At 41.1% G+C, this 18177-nt stretch carries 18 protein-coding genes; 10 read left to right on the top strand and 8 right to left on the bottom strand.

Annotated elements, in window-relative coordinates; translation table 11 throughout:
• Position 1: 1 nt before the first annotated feature.
• The 3 genes from ACKGJO_RS12045 to nadC form a co-directional block, all read right to left on the bottom strand.
• Entirely contained in the window at positions 2-1720 is a 1719-nt protein-coding gene (locus ACKGJO_RS12045; protein ID WP_411323689.1) for a TonB-dependent receptor, read from the bottom strand.
• Between the two features lie 128 nt (positions 1721-1848).
• Positions 1849-2958: a quinolinate synthase NadA gene (gene nadA, locus ACKGJO_RS12040; protein ID WP_411323688.1), complete on the bottom strand. Its 1110-nt coding sequence runs from the start codon at positions 2956-2958 to the stop codon at positions 1849-1851.
• Positions 2959-3065: 107 nt separating this feature from the next.
• A complete protein-coding gene (gene nadC, locus ACKGJO_RS12035; RefSeq protein ID WP_411324087.1) occupies positions 3066-3896 on the bottom strand; it encodes a carboxylating nicotinate-nucleotide diphosphorylase in 831 nt (276 codons plus the stop codon).
• 79 nt (positions 3897-3975) lie between these two features.
• Between nadC and ACKGJO_RS12030 the strand changes: the two genes are divergently transcribed.
• The 4 genes from ACKGJO_RS12030 to ACKGJO_RS12015 all read left to right on the top strand — a co-directional run bounded on the left by ACKGJO_RS12030 (position 3976) and on the right by ACKGJO_RS12015 (position 8610).
• A complete protein-coding gene (locus ACKGJO_RS12030; RefSeq protein WP_411323687.1) occupies positions 3976-5130 on the top strand; it encodes an IscS subfamily cysteine desulfurase in 1155 nt (384 codons plus the stop codon).
• Positions 5131-5134: 4 nt separating this feature from the next.
• Positions 5135-5698, top strand: coding sequence for a DsbA family protein (locus ACKGJO_RS12025; protein ID WP_411323686.1), 564 nt, complete (start codon positions 5135-5137; stop codon positions 5696-5698).
• Between the two features lie 132 nt (positions 5699-5830).
• Positions 5831-7459 (top strand): arginine--tRNA ligase, encoded by a 1629-nt coding sequence (argS, locus tag ACKGJO_RS12020; protein ID WP_411323685.1) that lies wholly within the window; start codon positions 5831-5833, stop codon positions 7457-7459.
• A 146-nt stretch (positions 7460-7605) separates the two neighbouring features.
• Positions 7606-8610, top strand: coding sequence for a 6-bladed beta-propeller (locus ACKGJO_RS12015; protein ID WP_411323684.1), 1005 nt, complete (start codon positions 7606-7608; stop codon positions 8608-8610).
• 110 nt (positions 8611-8720) lie between these two features.
• Here the strand turns inward: ACKGJO_RS12015 and ACKGJO_RS12010 are convergent, their stop codons facing one another.
• From ACKGJO_RS12010 to dnaN, 3 genes are all read right to left on the bottom strand, one after another.
• The gene (locus ACKGJO_RS12010; protein ID WP_411323683.1) at positions 8721-9527 is read right to left on the bottom strand and encodes a class I SAM-dependent methyltransferase; all 807 of its coding nucleotides are present in this window, start codon (positions 9525-9527) and stop codon (positions 8721-8723) included.
• A 91-nt stretch (positions 9528-9618) separates the two neighbouring features.
• Complete coding sequence (locus tag ACKGJO_RS12005; RefSeq protein ID WP_411323682.1) at positions 9619-10407, bottom strand: SAM hydrolase/SAM-dependent halogenase family protein; 789 nt, start codon at positions 10405-10407, stop codon at positions 9619-9621.
• The gene (dnaN, locus tag ACKGJO_RS12000; RefSeq protein ID WP_411323681.1) at positions 10407-11522 is read right to left on the bottom strand and encodes a DNA polymerase III subunit beta; all 1116 of its coding nucleotides are present in this window, start codon (positions 11520-11522) and stop codon (positions 10407-10409) included. Before dnaN ends, ACKGJO_RS12005 begins: the two co-directional genes overlap by 1 nt.
• 460 nt (positions 11523-11982) lie before the next feature.
• Between dnaN and miaA the strand changes: the two genes are divergently transcribed.
• The 6 genes from miaA to ACKGJO_RS11970 all read left to right on the top strand — a co-directional run bounded on the left by miaA (position 11983) and on the right by ACKGJO_RS11970 (position 15427).
• A complete protein-coding gene (miaA, locus tag ACKGJO_RS11995) occupies positions 11983-12891 on the top strand; it encodes a tRNA (adenosine(37)-N6)-dimethylallyltransferase MiaA (protein ID WP_411323680.1) in 909 nt (302 codons plus the stop codon).
• Positions 12892-13045: 154 nt separating this feature from the next.
• Positions 13046-13291 (top strand): phosphoribosylformylglycinamidine synthase subunit PurS, encoded by a 246-nt coding sequence (purS, locus tag ACKGJO_RS11990; protein WP_411323679.1) that lies wholly within the window; start codon positions 13046-13048, stop codon positions 13289-13291.
• A 3-nt stretch (positions 13292-13294) separates the two neighbouring features.
• Positions 13295-13627 (top strand): ATP-dependent Clp protease adaptor ClpS, encoded by a 333-nt coding sequence (locus ACKGJO_RS11985; protein WP_411323678.1) that lies wholly within the window; start codon positions 13295-13297, stop codon positions 13625-13627.
• A gap of 4 nt (positions 13628-13631) precedes the next feature.
• Positions 13632-14330 (top strand): phosphoribosylformylglycinamidine synthase subunit PurQ, encoded by a 699-nt coding sequence (gene purQ, locus ACKGJO_RS11980; protein WP_411323677.1) that lies wholly within the window; start codon positions 13632-13634, stop codon positions 14328-14330.
• 9 nt (positions 14331-14339) lie between these two features.
• Positions 14340-15101: an LPS export ABC transporter ATP-binding protein gene (lptB, locus tag ACKGJO_RS11975; RefSeq protein WP_411323676.1), complete on the top strand. Its 762-nt coding sequence runs from the start codon at positions 14340-14342 to the stop codon at positions 15099-15101.
• A gap of 5 nt (positions 15102-15106) precedes the next feature.
• Positions 15107-15427, top strand: coding sequence for a rhodanese-like domain-containing protein (locus tag ACKGJO_RS11970; protein WP_411323675.1), 321 nt, complete (start codon positions 15107-15109; stop codon positions 15425-15427).
• Between the two features lie 13 nt (positions 15428-15440).
• On the opposite strand, the gene rho is transcribed toward ACKGJO_RS11970, so the two are convergent.
• Entirely contained in the window at positions 15441-16655 is a 1215-nt protein-coding gene (gene rho / locus ACKGJO_RS11965; RefSeq protein WP_411323674.1) for a transcription termination factor Rho, read from the bottom strand.
• A gap of 163 nt (positions 16656-16818) precedes the next feature.
• Positions 16819-18150: a tetratricopeptide repeat protein gene (locus ACKGJO_RS11960; protein ID WP_411323673.1), complete on the bottom strand. Its 1332-nt coding sequence runs from the start codon at positions 18148-18150 to the stop codon at positions 16819-16821.
• Positions 18151-18177 lie beyond the last annotated feature (27 nt).

Raw genomic sequence — 18177 nt, 5'->3', positions numbered from 1 at the left:
ATTATAGTTTTAAGGTTATACCGCCAAAGATCTGAAAAGGACGTTCCTGATAGCCTTTCCAAATCTCGTATTCCTGTCCTGTGATGTTTAATAATTTAGCAAAAACGCCAATTTTGTCGTTAACCTGATATTCGGCACCTGCGTTAAGTAATGCAAATGCTTTTAATTCGGTACCGGTTTCCGGTGATTGTCTCTTTCCAAGGTATTCCACCCAGGTATTCAACGTCAGTTCTTTGACCGGTTTAAAGGAAAGAGCGCCTTCCAGGCCAATTTTTTCCTCATATGGAATATCTCCGCCTGCAGATAGTTTAGGGCTTCGTGCATAGGCTTTAACATTAGCCCAGAATTTATGAGGTACTAACTGTTGATTTGCACCTGCATAGATCTCAAAAATGTTCGCGTCACCATAGGTTAAAGAATAAAAACCGGGAGTGTCATTTGGTGCCAGAAGTGTTCGCTGGTAAAAGGCGTAATTTTGTGTGCGGGTGTATGTAACTCCTCCAAAGACCCTGTTGCCTCCAAAAAGTTGAAAGTTGGCTTCTGCCCCTGCTCCAATATCATAGGAATGCCTCAGAAGATTATCAGCGGAAAGAAAACGATTATATTGATGATGTTCCTGAAGGGTTCTTAGTTTCGGTCGGCCAAATGCAGTCCCTGTCACAGATAACCGTTCATTCAAATAGTGAATAATTTCTACTTCAGGACTCAGCATAACCTTGCTGTCAAAGGCATCAGTAATATAGCTGACGCCTCCTTTAGCTTTAACCCTGGTTGAAAAGTTGAACAGCCTTTCATAGGTGAGAGCTGCTTCTGCGTTTACCCAGGTTTCAGGATCAAAAGTATCAGCCGAATAGGTCGCTGATTCCAGATTACCCGTGACCCTAATGGTTTCGTATATCTTTTGGCCGGGCCAATAATATGAAAAGGATAAGTGACTTACTTTTTCATCAGTTTCACCACTAAGTGCGGTTGAACCTGCATCAAGAGTGGTGTTAAATAAATTACCACCTAAAGTCAGGTCCCATCCATTCAATGTATTCTTAACTTTTTGGAGGCGTAGTTGTCCGTTAAAGCCATAATAATCTTTGGAGGCAGTTTCTCCGATCTGGCTTTGAATGTTTGGATCATCGATGTTGTAAAGATCATTAAAATCATTTAGTGCTCCTACATCGAAAGAAAGGCGAATGCCATTTTTCAGTTTGTGGACGAAACTGGCATTGGCATCCAGGTAACGAAAGGAACTTTCAGGGCCATCAAGGTGGCCTGTTGAGCCGCGCAAGTTCACGTTTCCGTTAACGGCACTATTTTCACTGAGAGCATAATAACCATAACCGTTAATATCAGGAGATAAATAGCTGCCCAAAGCGGAGCGAAGGTAACCGTTCACTCGCTGAGGATCTCTCAATACGGAACGGGTTGGAGGCTCAGGACGGCCAAGCTGGGTTACAGCAATATTAGCAACGGCCTCTTCTCGTGTTTCAATAAATGGAATTCGATTGGGGTCGATCTGAAATACACGCGGTGTTGGGTTGAAACCAAGAATAGGCTGCCGTCTAAGCCCAGGAAAGCGAGCTTTAAATTCACTGCGGATCTCAATATCCTGTGGGTTGATCTCCGGTAAAAGTGTATTATCTGCTCCAGCCTGACGGTCTTGAGCTATAGTGATAGCCGGAAATAAACATGCAATAAAAAGAAAAAATATAGGTGTTTTACTCATCATAGAATTGCGTTTCCTGAATGTACTAAAAATTGAGAGAAGGTTTAAGGCTTAGCTAATGAAAAAGATGTACTGCAAGTATGGCCTATTGTTCCGGAATGAAGCATCACAGCACCTCCATGGATTGATCATCAAGACCGCTCAAGCATTCGGTTAAGTGCAAGAACAGCATACTCAGTAATTTCTTTCGGAACAGTAATGTGATTTACAACCTCTCCTTGTTCGAGTTTTTCCAAAGACCATAATAAATGCGGCAAGTCGATCCTGTTCATAGTTAGGCAGGGACACATAAAAGGATTCAGGGAAATGATCTCCTTATCGGGATGCTCCTGAGCCAGCCGATTCACGAGGTTCATTTCTGTGCCTATGGCCCATTTAGAGCCGGAAGGCGCATTTTCAATGGTGTTTATAATGAAGCCGGTTGACCCATTGAGGTCCGAAGCCTGAACTACATCAAAGGTGCACTCGGGGTGCACAATGACCTTCATATCAGGTTTCTGATTTCGAAGGTTGTGGATATGCTTCACGTTAAATTTTTCGTGTACGGAACAGTGACCTTTCCAGAGTATCACTTTCACATCCTCTAGCTTCCCTTCACATTCAAACGTTCTTTGTATTGGATCATAAACGGCCATTTGTTTGAGGGGAATACTAAGATCGTAAGCGGTATTTCGCCCAAGGTGTTGATCAGGTAAAAACAGGATGCGTTCTTTTTGAGTAAAAGCCCATTCCAGCATTTTTTTGGCATTGGATGAGGTAACCGTAGCTCCACCATGTTTACCAACAAATCCCTTGATGGCAGCTGTGGAATTCACGTAGGTAAGAGGTAAAATAGAATCGCCCCAGATCTCTTGCATTTTACTCCATCCACTTTCAGTTTGATCGATATCGGCCATGTCTGCCATAGAGCAGCCGGCGCGAAGGTCCGGTAAGATCACTTTTTGGTCGGACCCGGTAAGCATATCTGCTGTTTCAGCCATAAAGTGTACACCACAAAAAACGATGTATTCTGCCTCGGGCATTAAAGAACAGATCCGGGCAAGTTTCAGAGAGTCACCGCGAGCATCAGCAAATTGAATAACCTCATCTTTTTGGTAATGATGGCCCGGAATGAAAAGTCGTTCTCCAAATTTAGCCTTGATCTCCTTTACCCTGTTTTTCATTTCTACCACAGTTAATTCACTGTAGCGTTTAGGTAGGGAAACTTCTGATTCGATCTCTAACAGGTCTAAAACTTCCATAAACTTTTCAGATACTTTGAAAACAACAACTGTGTTACAGCTAATTCAATTTGAGTCAACCATAAAGGTATGAAAATATTCGTTGAATTAGGTTTGTAAACAGGCTTTTAATTAAGATTAAAACTGATATCAAGAGCTTTTACAGAATGAGTAAGCCAGCCAAGTGATATTATGTCTGCGCCACAGTTTTTATAGCTACCGACATTTTTGGGAGTGATGCCACCCGATACTTCAACTAAGATGCCTTCAGGAATATTTTTTCTAAGTTCTTTAACCTCTTTCGCTGATCTGTTATCGAGCATGATCACATCAGCCTTTGCTGAGACTGCTTCTGCAACCTGGTTCCTGCTTTCAGTTTCCACTTCAATATTGACCATGTGCCCACAATGATTTCGAGCTAACTCTACAGCTTGTGTAAGACTGCCTGCCGCTTTGATATGATTATCCTTTATGATCACACCGTCGTCCAAACGAAATCGATGATTCTTGCCTCCACCACATCGCACAGCATATTTTTGAAGAACCCTCAATCCGGGCAGTGTTTTGCGGGTATCGGTAACCTTGATGGATGGATCATCAAGCAGGGTAATTACATCCTGCGTAGAAGTTGCGATTCCACTGAGATGCTGGATCAGATTCAGGATCACGCGTTCTCCGGTCAGAAGTGCTCGGGTAGCACCTGAAACCTCTGCGATCTTGTCTCCTTTTATAACATTGTCTCCATCACTTTTAAATAAGGTAACCTGAATATTTGGGTCTAAAATACGATAGCCTGTTTCGATGGTCTGAAGTCCTGACACGACGCCATCTGCCTTAGCGGTAAAAACTCCATTCCCGGTTGCCTCAGATGAAAAAATGGGCTCCGAGGTTATATCACCCATTCCAATATCTTCGATAAAAGCTTTTTCAAGAATATTTGTTAGCTCAAGTAGATGCATCATTATGATTGAGGCGTTTAATTTATCTATTTTTGAGGCTGATAAAGATACCTGTTTTTAATCTCAAGAGCGATCTTTGATGATCTATTTAGACCACGCGGCTACAACGCCAATGAGCGACAAAGCTCTGGAAGTATATGTTAACGTAGCCAAGCATTATTTTGGTAACCCAAACAGTTTGCATGACGAAGGCTCTGCCGCCAAGCAAATTCTTGAGGCATCAGCAAAGACTATTGCCACCACGCTGAATGCACGTGCGCAGGATGTGTTTTTTACATCGGGAGCAACAGAAGGAAACTTCCTGGCAATCAACTCCCTGTTAAATGCAACGGAGGGGAATCATATTATCACTTCACAAATTGAGCATTCATCGGTTAATAATGTTTTTCTGAAACTAGAAGAAGAAGGCTACATGGTAACCAGACTTTCAGTTGATGAGAAAGGAAGAGTGGATCTTGAGGAGCTCGAAAGGGCGATCCGAGAGAACACCATTTTGGTTTCAATACAACACGTGAATTCAGAGATCGGTACAATTCAGAATATTCAAAAGATCGGAGGCTTTTTACAGAAGCAAAGAGTTGTATTTCACAGTGATTGTGTACAAAGCTACGGTCGCCTGCCTTTAGATATGCAGGCCTTCAATGTAGATGCGATCACAATTTCATCTCATAAAATTTATGGTCCAAAAGGTGTGGGTGCAGTTTGGATAGATCCCAATGTTAGCCGAAAACCTGTTATTCCAAATCCTGACAAGCCTGGTGTATTGAGGTCGGGAACGGAGGATGTGCCTTCCATTGCGGCCTTTGCAACAGCAGCAAAGATGATCAATAATGAAAAAAATTTAGAACAGGAGCGCATAAAAAAATTCAGAAAAGAACTGATCAGTGAGATCAGAAAAATGGGCATTGAGGTAAGTTTTGAAGGAGACTTAAGTGACAGTGTTCCTAATATTTTGGGACTCCGTTTTCCCGGTATGGAAGGGCAATACTTAATGTTGGAATGTAATCAGGCCGGTTTGGCAGTTTCAACGGGCAGCGCCTGTCAGGCAGGTTCAGAAGAGCCGGGCAAAATTATGATGGCTTTAGGAAAAAGTGAGCAAGAAGCCAGGGAGTTTATACGTTTATCTTTTGGAAAAGGAAACAATGTTGGTCAAATTCCACAGATAATTGAGAAAATGAGTGTTATCTTAGCACGACATTTTGATAAAGTAAATTTCTACAGAAAGAAAGGATAGGATCATGAAAAGAGGATTATTTTTACTCACTATTTTTGCGTTGATGTTCAGTGGTTCACTTATGGCTCAAAGCAGTGAGGGCTCGAATGCAAAAGTTGAGATCGTTAAATACAGTGATTACCAGTGTCCGGCCTGTAAGTATTACGTTCCCATCGAAGAACAATTGAAAGCAGAATACGGTGATGATATCTCAATGACTACCAAACACTTTCCGCTGAATATGCACGAATATGCTCAGCTTGCCTCACGGGCAGCAGAGGCCGCTCGGGTTCAGGGGAAATACCAGGAGATGCACGACATGATCTTTGCGGGTCAGGAGCAGTGGTCACGTGGCAATGCAGAATCTATGTTCATCGGTTATGCTAATAGCCTGGATCTGGATATCGAAAAATTTCGGGCCGATCTTAATTCTGCTGACATGCAGCGAATTGTAATGGCTGATAAAAGACAAGGAATGCGCCTCAACGTAAATTCAACTCCTACATTCTACATCAACGGAGTAAAAGTAGAACAAAACCCTCGTACTTTTGAGGAATTCAAAGCACTCGTTGAGAGTCATATGAACTAATTTTAACTGTAGAAGATCTTGAGGGACATCAGAAATGTTGTCCCTTTTTTTATGCTGCAGAGATTATAAAGGAAGCTGATTCATAGTCTGTTTTTGTCTTATCTTTATAACAACCAGAAACTCTTATTTACCATGAAGAAATATTTAGCTGACATTATCAGCAATTCACTGAAACAATTTGATCTGGAAGAGCAGCCTGAGATCAGAATTGAGGCTCCTAATCAACCGGAACACGGAGATGCCTCGTCAAATGTGGCCATGATGCTGGCTAAGCCTCTTAGAAACAATCCCCGGGCTATAGCTCAACAGATCGTTGATGGACTTGAATATGACACCGATAAAATATCGGCCGTTGAGATAGCCGGACCTGGATTTATCAATTTCCGGTATTCGGATGATTATCTGTTTGATGAGTTGAGTGAGATCCTGACAGAAGGTGAATCATTTGGACAAAGTGATACAAATGAAGGCAAGAAAGTTCTTGTAGAGTTTGTGAGTGCAAACCCAACCGGACCATTGACAGTTGGTCACGGCAGAAATGCAGTGTTAGGAGATACAGTAGCTCGCTTGCTTGAATGGACCGGCGCCGAAGTAGATAGAGAATATTATTTCAATGATGCCGGGCGACAAATGCGGGTATTGGGTGAAAGTGTCCGTGCCCGTTACTTCGAGCTCTTGGGTAAGGACGTAGAGTTCCCTGAAGGCGGATATGAAGGTGAGTATATCAAAGATATTGCAAAAGCCCTGATTGATGAACTTGGTGAAGAACTTCTAAGTGCAGAGGATGAAAAACCTTTCAAGGAAAAAGCAGAAGAAGAGATCTTTGCTGATATCAGTGCTACTTTAAAGCGAATGAATATCAAAATGGACTCGTACTTCAATGAGCACAGCCTTTATGAAGATGGTAAGATCGAGGACACTATTCAGAAGTTACGTGATCTAGACCTCGCTTATGATGAAGATGGAGCGGTGTGGTTCAGAACCACGAAGTTTGGAAAAGAAAAGGACACGGTTTTAGTGAAAAGTTCAGGTGAACCGACATACCGACTTCCGGATATTGCTTATCATGCCAACAAGCTGGATCGGGGTTATGATCTATGTGTGGATGTTTTTGGAGCCGATCATATAGCAACATATCCGGACGTGCTAAGCGGGATCAAATCGTTGGGTTACGATCCGGAAAAAGTAGATGTTGTGGTCTATCAATTCGTTACGTTGGTGAAAGACGGTAAGCCGTTCAAAATGAGTACCCGTAAGGCCAACTTTGTTACTTTGGATGACCTGATGGATGAAGTTGGAGCCGATATAACCCGCTTCTTCTTCCTAATGCGTTCCCCAAATACTCATCTGGAATTTGATATCGCTCAGGCTAAGGAAGCCGGTGAAAAAAACCCGGTGTTTTACCTGCAGTATGCTCATGCTCGAATTTCAAGTATACTTAGAAAGGTGACTGATGAATACGACATCACGAGAAAGGCAGACTTAAGTTTGCTGAATCATCCAAGTGAGATCGCTCTTATAAAAACCATGCTCAAGTTTCCTGAGACAATAGGAAATGCAGCCAGATTAAGAGAACCTCATCATGTTATAACATACCTAAATGACCTGGCATCAGACTTTACCTCATTCTATCACGATTGTAGGATTTTGGGTGAAGATAAAGAACTGGCTCAAGCCCGAACGGAATTGGCAAGAGCAACTGCACAGGTTCTAAGAAATGGCCTGGGAATCTTAGGTATTTCGGCACCGGAACAGATGTAGGTAATTTTAAATGAGAGAATGTTGAATGTTAAATGGAGCCGGACTCATCTTAAAGTCAATATTTTAATTTAATCCATGTGTTATATAACTTTTGAATTATGATATTTGAAGATTAGTTTCGTCTAAATAATGATCAACAGGACTCAATGAAGCGGCTATTCTTATCGGTATTAATTCTCGTTTTGTTTCCATTTTGTAATATTTACGCTCAATTATTTAAGACGATTGATAGACTGGTTTTTGAGGAAACTGATGAGATTTTGTTGAGTGGAAATACACAAATTCAAAACGTTAAAGATGATACCATTCTGGTTGTTGATAAAGCTCAATCTCACCTGCTTACCTACAACAGAAACGGAAATCTATTATCTTTTTGGGGAAGAAAAGGAAATGGGCCCGGAGATCTAAATCAACCAACGTCAGCTTTAAAACTCCCGAATGGTAATATCTTAGTTACGGAATTTAATGGCAGGATTACTAAATTTTCATTTTCAGGAAAAGTGATAGATATAGTAGCAACGAAAATAAATCGCCTCAACAAAAGTTTACTCCTGCCAAATGGAAAAGTTCTTTTAACCGGTAATAAATACACAGCTGAAGATCATTACTTACTTTACCTCTTTGACCCGGATGATATGGTTGTAAATGAAGAATTCTTTCCATTGCCCTTTGATCCGGAAAAGTATGCCATGCAACCATTAACTTTGGCAGAGTCTTCCTACGCTATAGTATGTGGAGATAGAGTTATTGCGACCCACTCGATGCTTCCAGAACTTTTTTTCTTTGATTTTGAAGGAAGAAAAATTGAAAATAAAGCTATCGATTCTGAATTATTTTCAGTGATGGAAACAGTAGAAAACCCAAATAACCCGAATGAAACGGTTAAAAAATATGGAGAAGCCTCTTGGATTGCGGGGCTGTATTGTATGCGTAATGGCGATGTTGGTATTAAGTTTATGAAAAACTTAACCGGAGAAGGTGGAAAGTCGGTAAGCTTTATGTTGACTACGAATGGTGGAGAATTATTAAAAGAATCATCGGATGTACCCTTAATTCTGTTCAACGAGCATCAAACAGATACGCTTTATTCCCTAAATAGAGAAGCAGAAGTTCCTAATTCTTTTATTAAAATAGTTTTGAACAGAGATTAAAAGGTTTGAGGAATAGATTGAGTGTTTCCACTCTGAAGCCAATTTTAAATGTTACTGCGCCGTTGGCGCTGAGTGAATTTAACATTCAACATTAAAAATTCTCATTTCAGCTACGCCGGCCTTAATTTCGTAAAGCAAACAATCCCTTTGACCAGTTGCTCTTCAACTTTAAATCCAGCCTGATCGAATAGTTTGTTGCTCTCATTGACTGACCAGAATTTGATACCACCGAGGGCAGCTGATTCCTGTAAAAGGCGGCCATACCATACATCTGACCTGATGAGGTGCATGATAAAGAAGATCCCCTCTTTTTTCAGAACTCGTTTGGCTTCGTATAAAACCTTGAGTGGCTCAGTGAGTTCGTTGAGAGTGCCACCCATTACAATACCATCAAAGGTGTTAGAAAAGAACGGTAATTCCCGGCCATCTGCACGAAGAAAATACATGTCGGTTTCATCGGCTTCGGCTTTGAGACGAGCTTCTTCCAGCATTTGAGATGAAAAATCGAGTGCTACAATATGGGATTTTTTTTGAGCTGCTTTAAGGGCTCTGCCATACAGAGCAGTGGAGCAGCCAAGATCCAGATACCACCCTCCCTCTTTTGGTTCTGTCCAATCGATCAGCAGTTCATGTTCTTTTTCAATGGGAAAATCCTCTCCTGATAATAATGAGAGTGATCGCTTGCGCCAGATATCCTCATACATTGCCGCGGTAAGTTTCCAGTGATTGGTGCTTTGGGCGATAGAAGTGAATTCAGGTTCTTTCCCTAAAAGATCAATGATATTATTCTTAACCTGATATTCATCTCCCTCTTTGGAACCGAGTGTACCGTTAAATGGTGTGGAAAGCTTTTCAACTTCATCAGGGACTGAGATTCCGGCACGTTCATCTATGGGCGAGCGTAATTCTAATTTCATAATAGGTCATTTTTAATGGGCATACGCTTTTGAGTATGAGTGTGTTTCAGCTACTTTATAAAAGACTGAAATAAGAATATAAATTAAGCGACTACTTCTGTAGCACGATCGAAATCTGGGCTCCTTTATCAACACTAAGCATACGGGCAGCATTTCCTTTGTTTATGCCGATCTCAAGCATGCCGGAAGAACCAATAAAAGCTGCCGGCTCACCTTCCTCAACATCCCCAAAAGTCGAGACAACTTTGTTAAGCATCGTATTGCCAACGTATATCTTAACACTCTTCCTTTTTAGGTGATCCTCGATCAAATTATCCGAGATATTCGTGATAAGGTTGCCAAAACGATCGATGTGAACGACCCACCCTTGTAGCCCATCTTTATCAGCAATGGGAACGGCCCAATGGTAAGTGACCAGATCATCGATGGGTTCACCGATCTTATCAAGGGGTATTCCGGAGCTCAGGTGAGCAGAAACAGGAGCAAAAATATCTCGCCCGTGAAAAGTGTTTGAGAGCCCTTGCCTCCAGTATTCTTTATTGCTTAGTTTATATGCTTCGTAATTGTACTCTTTGAACAGAAGAGAGAAGATGCCGTTATCGGGCCCGACAAAATATTGATCTTTGACTTTGAGCGCAATGGGGTGGCGAGAGGTGCCAACACCGGGGTCAACAACCACGAGGTGAACGGTTCCGGATGGATATAAAAAAGCGGTGTTTTTAACGACCCAGGCTCCGGCCATGATATCCTGAGCAGGAATTTCGTGAGATACATCCACAAAACGGACATTAGGAGCAATCCCCAGCATGACCGCCTTCATGGCGCTCACGTAATGGTCTTGTAAACCGAAATCAGTTGTGAGGGTTATTATTTGACTCATCAGGCATAGCTGTTGAGCATAACAGGCATTACAAGCATTAGGATATCTTCGTTCTCATTTTCCTCGGATGGCTTTACGATACCGGCGCGGTTTGGTGAAGAAAACTCAAACGTTACTTCGTCATCGTCAATATTGCTTAGTACATCTCCAAGATATTTTGCATTAAAGCCGATCTCCATTTCATCATTTGAATATTCACATTCAATGGTTTCTTTAGCTTCACTGCTCATATCCAGATCTTCTGCTCTGATAGTCAATTTATCCGATCCAAGCTGAAGTCTGATCTGACGGGTAGTCGTACTTGAGAAAATAGATACACGCTTTACGGTAGAAAGAATTTGTTCTTTGTTGATCGTTAAAAACTTGTCATTGTCTCTTGGAATTACAGAATCGTAATTAGGGTATTGTTCATTTATCAGTCGGGTTATTACGATAGTACTTCCGCTTTTGAACCGTGCGTGATCTTCAGTTACGGTCAGGTCACAGTTATCACCTTCAATGGTTTTTTGGATGAGACTCAAGGCTTTATCCGGTACAATGAAATTCACATCGTTATCTGCAGTAATATCACGATTGGTGTACTTAACAAGACGGTGGCCATCGGTTGCTACAAACTTGCTTTCATCAGTTCCGATCTGAAAATAAACACCCATCATGGCCGGTCTCAGGTCATCACTTGAAACGGCAAATAGTGTTTTATGAATGGCATTGTGCATGAGGTCAGCTGTTGTGCTGATTGTAGTTCCATCATCTAAAGTTGGAACTTCAGGGAATTCATCGGCATCATCCCCAACCAGTTTGTAAGTACCCTTATCGGTGCGGAAGTTGATATTCTTGCGGTCATCTACAACGAAGAACACCGGAATGTTTGGAAGCTGACGTAAGGTTTCGAGCAAACGACGTGCAGGAATGGCAACGGCACCTTCTTCCTCAATATCCGCATTGATGTATTCAATGATGGAGATCTCAAGGTCGGTGGCGGTCAGTTTAAGCTTTCCGTCTTCACTCTCAAAAAGAATGGTTTCCAGGATGGGCAAAGTGGCTTTAGAAGGAACGGCTCCAATAACGGCCGAAAGTCCTTTGTTCAGTTCATTACTCGATACGGAAAATTTCATATACGCAGGTTTTAATGTGGTTTAAGGGCGTTTTAATCCGATATTGCCCTTTCATTGAAGTGTGCTTATACTAAGAAATACTGACTCTCTCTGCAACCACAGAAAGTGCAATTTCTACGCTCGTCAAGTAACTGATTGTAACTAATTAGCGTAATTATAATTTAAAACTTTAACCATTAAAAAAGCTGCTTTCATCTGACGCTTTGGGTTCTCTTAATTTTGACCATTGCAACAATGGCACATTTTGGCCAAACTAACAAACTAAGTAGAGGAATGATTTTCTGTCTGTATAAATTGGTGTCATCGCCCTAGTAACGGGTAGGACTGATATTGGTTTAGCTGTAGGGTGTCTTATTTTATATCAGATCCTGTCTCAGGGTGATGGTGTTATGGAGTTTTAGCTTTTATTTGATAACACCTTCTTACTTTAATACAATCACATTAAAACCCTATTTATATTTTGCGCATTATAATTTTAGGCCCTACTGCCTCCGGTAAAACCGAGCTCTCCACTCAACTTGCAGATGAACTGGACACGTCTATCATTTCAGCAGATTCTAGGCAATGCTACAAGCATATAGATATTGGAACTGCAAAACCTTCACCTGAAGAGCTACAAAGAGTGAGTCATCATAACATTTCTCTTTTGGACCTGGAAGAAGATGATAATGCCATGAGTTTTCAGCGCAGAGCTGAAAAATGGGAACAGGGAATTTTGCAGAACTCTGATCATGTATTGTATGTGGGTGGAAGTACACTTCATGTTCAAAGTCTTATTCAACCTTTCAATAAAATGCCGGAAGCGAATGAAGAAAACATTATTAAATTAAATGAAAGAATTGAAAGTGAAGGACTCAAATCGCTATATGAAATGCTTAGACAAATAGATCCCGAGTATATTAAAAAGATGGACGGGATGAATCGGCAGCGAATCATTCGCGCGATTGATGTATGGATGCAGACCGGGAAGCCCTTCAGCAGTTTTCATCAAAGTGGCAAGATTAAACCAGATGAAAACACTATCGTGTTTGGCTTGAGGTGGCCTCGAAAAAAGTTGTATGCTCGTATTAACAGACGCGTAGATCAAATGGTTGAAAAAGGTTTAGTTGATGAAGTAGAGTCTATTCTTGGAGCAGGTCATTCTAAAGACCTCCAATCCCTGAATACGGTAGGGTATCAGGAGATCTTAAAATATCTGAATGGAGAATGGACACTGGAAAAAGCCATCGAAAAGATTAAAACGAGTACCCGAAGATATGCTAAACGGCAAATGACCTGGTACAAACGCTGGGATTTCATTAGATGGTTGGAGCCGGACGAGATGAGTGTTGAGAGGATGAAGAAAAAAATTATTAATGAATTGAACTGACTAAGTAAATATTAAAAGGAAGTCAAAACTCGGAATTCAGTACTCAGAGAAGAATTCTGAATCCTGAGCACTCACTCTTGTATTCTCAAAGAGAAGTTAGCAGCTAAGTCACAGAAAGGTTAACTTTGGAACTCATTTAAAACGAAGCCCGACTATGTACAAAGCTAAAGTAAATGTGACGCTCCGCCCGTCAATTTTGGATCCCAAAGGAAAAGCCGCACATCATGCACTTCAAAACCTTGGATTGAATGAAATTCAGCAGGTTCGCATAGGTAAATTCATTGAGCTTGATGTGGATGCCAAAGATGAAGCTGCGGCTAAAGAAATTGTAGAATCAGCCTGCGCTCAGTTGCTGGCCAATGAAGTTATGGAAAACTTCGAAATTACGATTGAATCCTGATTCATGAGTCCTCTTGCTCAAAAACATATCATTGATATTTTACTGAGCGAAGAAAGCGTTGACTATGGTGCGGAAACCAAAGAGGAAACCGATGTTGAGGAAGCCATTAATACACCTTGGCGACTCATTCTTTATGACGACGATATTCACACCTTTGATGAGGTCATCGCACAACTAATGAAAGCCACCGGATGCAGCTTAGAAAAGGCTGAAGACATGACTTGGAAAGTGCATAATGATGGCAAAGCAACTGTTCATGAGGGCGAGTTTGAAGAATGCCTAAAAATTGACAGTGTGCTCAAAGAAATTCAACTTGTTACTGAAATAAAAGGATAGAAAAATGGCCACATTTGGCGTATTAGTATTTCCCGGCTCTAACTGCGATCATGATGCCTATCATGCCTTGAAACACGTGATGAACTCTGATGTTAAGTTCCTCTGGCACAAAGACACCGACCTTTCCGGAATTGATTTCTTGATCGTTCCCGGTGGATTTTCTTATGGCGATTACTTGCGTTCAGGCGCTATAGCGCGGTTCTCACCGGTTATGCAAGAGGTAATTAAGTTCGCTGAAAAAGGAGGCCCTGTGATGGGAATATGCAATGGGTTTCAAATATTACTGGAAGCCGGATTGATCCCAGGTGCCATGATGCATAACGAAAAGCTCAAATTCGTTTGCAAGAATGTGTATATACGTACGGAATCCACGGATAGCATTTTTACTTCAGGCCTCGAAAAAGGTCAGATTCTTGATATTCCTGTTTCGCATGGAGAAGGAAACTACTTTATCGAAGAAGATGGCTTGAAATCTCTGCAGGATAATGATCAAATTTTGTTTCGCTATTGCAATGAAAATGGCGAGCTGACAGAAGAATCTAATTTCAACGGGTCTGTAGATCATATAGCCGGTATCGTTAACAAACAGCGTAATGTATTGGGTATGATGCCCCACCCTGAGCGTGCGATGGAAAAATTACTTGGTTCAGAGGATGGAAAACCGATTTTTGAATCTATTCTGAATTCACTTTCTGTAGCTTAAAACTTTAATATGAGTACAGAAACACAACCTGAACTTACGTTGCATAGCAAAAGCTTGGTTAAGCGCTATAAGAAGCGTACGGTTGTGGATGAAGTCTCTATAAAAGTTAAACAGGGTGAAGTGGTAGGATTGCTTGGGCCAAATGGAGCAGGTAAAACAACTACTTTTTATATGATGGTTGGCTTGGTGAGACCAAACAGAGGTAAGATCTTTTTAAATGAAAAGAACCTGACGAAGATGCCAATGTATAAAAGAGCCCGCATGGGTATCGGATATTTGTCGCAGGAGGCCAGTGTTTTTAGAAATCTGACTGTTCGTGAAAACCTAGAGTCGGTTTTACAATTTCTGTCGATTCCAAAAAAACAGATCGATCTTAAGGTTGAGAAGCTAATAGAAGAATTTGGCCTTCACAAAGTTGTAAACAGCAAGGGTTACAGTTTGTCTGGTGGTGAACGCCGAAGATGTGAGATCGCCCGTGCCCTCGTAACCGATCCAAAGTTTATTCTGTTGGATGAACCCTTTGCCGGTGTAGATCCCATCGCTGTAGAAGATATTCAACAAATTGTATCTGGATTGAGGTATCAGAATATTGGTATTCTTATTACAGACCATAATGTACACGAAACTTTAGCTATAACTGATCGTGCATACCTCATGTTTGAAGGAAAGATTCTGATGGAAGGTTCGGCGGATGTGCTGGCTGAAGATGAAAAGGCAAAGAAATTATACTTAGGCAAACAATTTAAACTAGACCGATACACTTCAGATTAATGTCTATGAAAATGATCACAGTTCAGAACCTGAAACAAAAAAAAGAAAATAGGGACTCTTTTTTCTTGTTGGATGTACGTGATTACCATGAATACTTAGTTTCGAACGTAGGTGGCTATCATATCCCTTATGATGATCTTGATAACAGATTGGATGAGATTGATGACTATAAGGAAGTAGAGTTAATTGTGATGTGCCGTTCGGGTAATACCAGTATTGACGCCTGTAAAAAGCTGATGGAAGCTGGCTTTAAAAATGTGATAAGCCTGAAAGGCGGAATGAAGCGATGGGCCAAAGAAATTGACCCTTCACTGCCTGTTATTTAATTGTTAACCTGATCTAAGCTAAGGCTGCTATTTGATTCAAAAGTTCCTGATTGCTGTCTGTATTCTTAAGTACTTTCAGTAATCCAAGCATTGACTCTTTTGGTGACTTCTTAAGAAGATATCGTCTCACCATATTACGTTCTTCAAGAGAATCTGTAATGAATTTATGCTCATTTCGAGTCCCGGAAGCCTGAATATTTATAGCAGGATAAATACGATCATTTGCCAGTTCACGATCCAGAACTAATTCCATATTACCTGTTCCCTTAAATTCTTCAAAGATAAGGTCATCCATTCGTGAATTCGTTTCGATCAAGCAGGTCGCAATAATAGTAAGTGAACCGCCACCTTCAATTTTACGTGCTGAACCGAATATCTTTTTAGGTATCTCAAGTGCCCTTATATCGAGACCACCTGAAAGTGTTCTGCCACTGTTTGTCTGAATGGCATTGTAAGCACGACCAAGCCGAGTCAGCGAGTCAACGAGAAGAACTGCGTCTTCACCCATCTCTGCTTTTCTTTTGGCATATCCAAGAGCCATTTCAGTAATACGGATATGACTTTCGGTGTTTTTATCGTTTGAGGAAGCAAATACCTCGGCCTGTGTGGTTCTGATGAAATCAGTAACTTCTTCAGGTCTCTCATCCACTAATAGCACACTTACATGAATATCATCATAATTATCTGTAAGCGACTTGGCAATTTTTTTAAGTAACACGGTTTTACCTGTTCTAGGAGGAGCAACGATCAAAGAACGCTGTCCTTTGCCAATTGGGGCAACAAGATCGATAACACGCATTTCAACATCATCCGGCTGATATCCAAGTTTGATCCAGTCTACCGGCATAATTGGAGTTTGACGCTCAAATCGGCTCGACTTTTTCCAGGCTTCAACCGGTCTTCCGTTGATAACATCAACGGAAGAAACGTGTTTATGCCCTTTATTATCTTCTTCGAATTCACCTTCTAAAATGAGGCCGGGGCGTAGTTCCAGCTCTTTAACTTCATCTGGTTTTAAGAAAGGGTCCTGAGGCTGATAGGTAAACTCATAATCAAGCTTTCTGATAAAGCCCCAACCTTTAGAGTTTATTTCTAACACGCCGGCATATCGGCCCGCAACACCCTGGTTACTTTTCCAGTTAAACTTTGGTATAAAGACGTTATTATTTTTACTACCGCGGTTATTGCGATTCTTGTTACGGTTTTTATAATTCTTTTTCCGTGCCATATAGTTGATGCGAATTATTATGAAATTCTCCCGATATCGAAGTGAAAACCAGAAATGTTTTAGTAATTAGATAGGAGGGAGAGAAAAAATGGTGCGGATCCAAGATCCGCACCTGAAATCTTAGTGGATGAGAAAAGATACAAATGTTTTTAATGATACCAAACTAACGAACAGTTGTTGTTTCGTTGATCCAGCTGTAGCAGTCTCTTAACGAACCATCTACTCTTATTGTATCTCCGTCTTCAAGATTGAGGGTAAAGAACTTATCTTCAGAGTTTGGAGTCACATCTTGATAAGTTGAAAGCTGTTGATTAACAGTTCCGGCAACAGAAGGATCGGCACGCTTGGCCTTATTTAAATAATCGATAACCACCCAATATACTACCTTGTCAGAGGCTTCAAGTTTTCTGCCTTGAGTACACTTCGTAACTGCAGCGCCATAAATGGTTGCCATCTTAATGATGGAATTACCATCATTAGGATCTATCTGAAGTGCTTGTTGCACGTACCGCTTAGCTTCCTGAAGATTTTCAAGATTAATATTCATATCTGCCAGTCTCAGATAGACTTGCTTGCGCTGTTGGTCTGTTTCGGCTCTTTCAAGGGCCTGTCCGTAGTATGTGATAGCCTCACGATAGTCAGCATTACTACGATCGAATTCTGCCAAATTATAGGCACTTTCATAAGTAGGCTCTAACTCATTGATCTTCATCTTGACCTCGTTGAGTTTATCTCGTTGATCAAGACTTTCATAGGCATCTTCAAGAGCCTTCCAGGCTTTCAGATTATTTGGATCTTCCTCAACTATAGGAGTAAAGTATGCAACCTGTTCTTGCGGAGATCCAAGAATATCTTGTTGTTTCTCTTCAAGAAAATTTGCCAGTTCGCCATCAACCAATGGTTTTACGGTGTCTATAAGATTCTGGGCATCTTCTTTACGTCCTTCGTCAATAATATAATTGAGGGCTTGTCTGAGGTAATAACCGTTACCCATGTTTGCTGCTCGCTCAGGGTCGATATCAAAGAGCATTACATAGTCTTGATAGGCTTTCTGAAGGCCACCATCAATAACATTGTAATTTTGCTGGTAGAATCGTCCTCTATCAAATACAAGGTCAAACCTGTCTTGTGGATTTTCACCAAATAATTCAATAGCCTCATTTAGCAACGTTTCAGCGGTATCAATATAAGCCGCTTTAATGGAAGGGTCTTCTTTACTTCGTCCAACCTCGTCATAGATCTTAACAAGACGCTCGTATTGAGTTTTAAGGCTGAAGCGAGGATTACCCTCAAGTGTTTCCGGTTTAGCACAAGCCATCCACCGACCATAGTCGAGGGCAAACTCATAGTCGCCGGAACGATAATTTTCATAGAATATAGAATAGGCTGCCAGAGGTGATAAACCACTTGGTGGCTCTGCTTGACATTCTGCCTGTGCGTTGATGATAGGAGAACTAACAAAGAGAATCCCTAAAAGCGTAATTATTTGTTTCATTTTTCTTAACTGTAATTAGAGCTGTTA

This window comes from Gracilimonas qinghaiensis, assembly GCF_046602855.1.
Classification (GTDB): Bacteria; Bacteroidota; Rhodothermia; order Balneolales; family Balneolaceae; genus Gracilimonas.
The sequence above is the reverse complement of the archived record's forward strand: the minus strand, read 5'-3'. Positions and strand labels throughout refer to the sequence as shown.

Bases quoted from the DNA above. Each gene is read 5' to 3' on its own strand.
- lptB (WP_411323676.1), top strand. From the start codon at position 14,340: ATGAGTACAGAAACACAACCTGAACTTACGTTGCATAGCAAAAGCTTG.
- ACKGJO_RS11985 (WP_411323678.1), top strand. From the start codon at position 13,295: ATGAGTCCTCTTGCTCAAAAACATATCATTGATATTTTACTGAGCGAA.
- ACKGJO_RS12010 (WP_411323683.1), bottom strand. From the start codon at position 9,527: ATGAAATTAGAATTACGCTCGCCCATAGATGAACGTGCCGGAATCTCA.
- nadC (WP_411324087.1), bottom strand. From the start codon at position 3,896: ATGCATCTACTTGAGCTAACAAATATTCTTGAAAAAGCTTTTATCGAA.
- purQ (WP_411323677.1), top strand. From the start codon at position 13,632: ATGGCCACATTTGGCGTATTAGTATTTCCCGGCTCTAACTGCGATCAT.
- argS (WP_411323685.1), top strand. From the start codon at position 5,831: ATGAAGAAATATTTAGCTGACATTATCAGCAATTCACTGAAACAATTT.
- nadA (WP_411323688.1), bottom strand. From the start codon at position 2,958: ATGGAAGTTTTAGACCTGTTAGAGATCGAATCAGAAGTTTCCCTACCT.
- ACKGJO_RS12045 (WP_411323689.1), bottom strand. From the start codon at position 1,720: ATGATGAGTAAAACACCTATATTTTTTCTTTTTATTGCATGTTTATTT.
- purS (WP_411323679.1), top strand. From the start codon at position 13,046: ATGTACAAAGCTAAAGTAAATGTGACGCTCCGCCCGTCAATTTTGGAT.
- dnaN (WP_411323681.1), bottom strand. From the start codon at position 11,522: ATGAAATTTTCCGTATCGAGTAATGAACTGAACAAAGGACTTTCGGCC.
- ACKGJO_RS12015 (WP_411323684.1), top strand. From the start codon at position 7,606: ATGAAGCGGCTATTCTTATCGGTATTAATTCTCGTTTTGTTTCCATTT.
- ACKGJO_RS11960 (WP_411323673.1), bottom strand. From the start codon at position 18,150: ATGAAACAAATAATTACGCTTTTAGGGATTCTCTTTGTTAGTTCTCCT.
- ACKGJO_RS12025 (WP_411323686.1), top strand. From the start codon at position 5,135: ATGAAAAGAGGATTATTTTTACTCACTATTTTTGCGTTGATGTTCAGT.
- rho (WP_411323674.1), bottom strand. From the start codon at position 16,655: ATGGCACGGAAAAAGAATTATAAAAACCGTAACAAGAATCGCAATAAC.
- ACKGJO_RS11970 (WP_411323675.1), top strand. From the start codon at position 15,107: ATGAAAATGATCACAGTTCAGAACCTGAAACAAAAAAAAGAAAATAGG.
- ACKGJO_RS12005 (WP_411323682.1), bottom strand. From the start codon at position 10,407: ATGAGTCAAATAATAACCCTCACAACTGATTTCGGTTTACAAGACCAT.
- ACKGJO_RS12030 (WP_411323687.1), top strand. From the start codon at position 3,976: ATGATCTATTTAGACCACGCGGCTACAACGCCAATGAGCGACAAAGCT.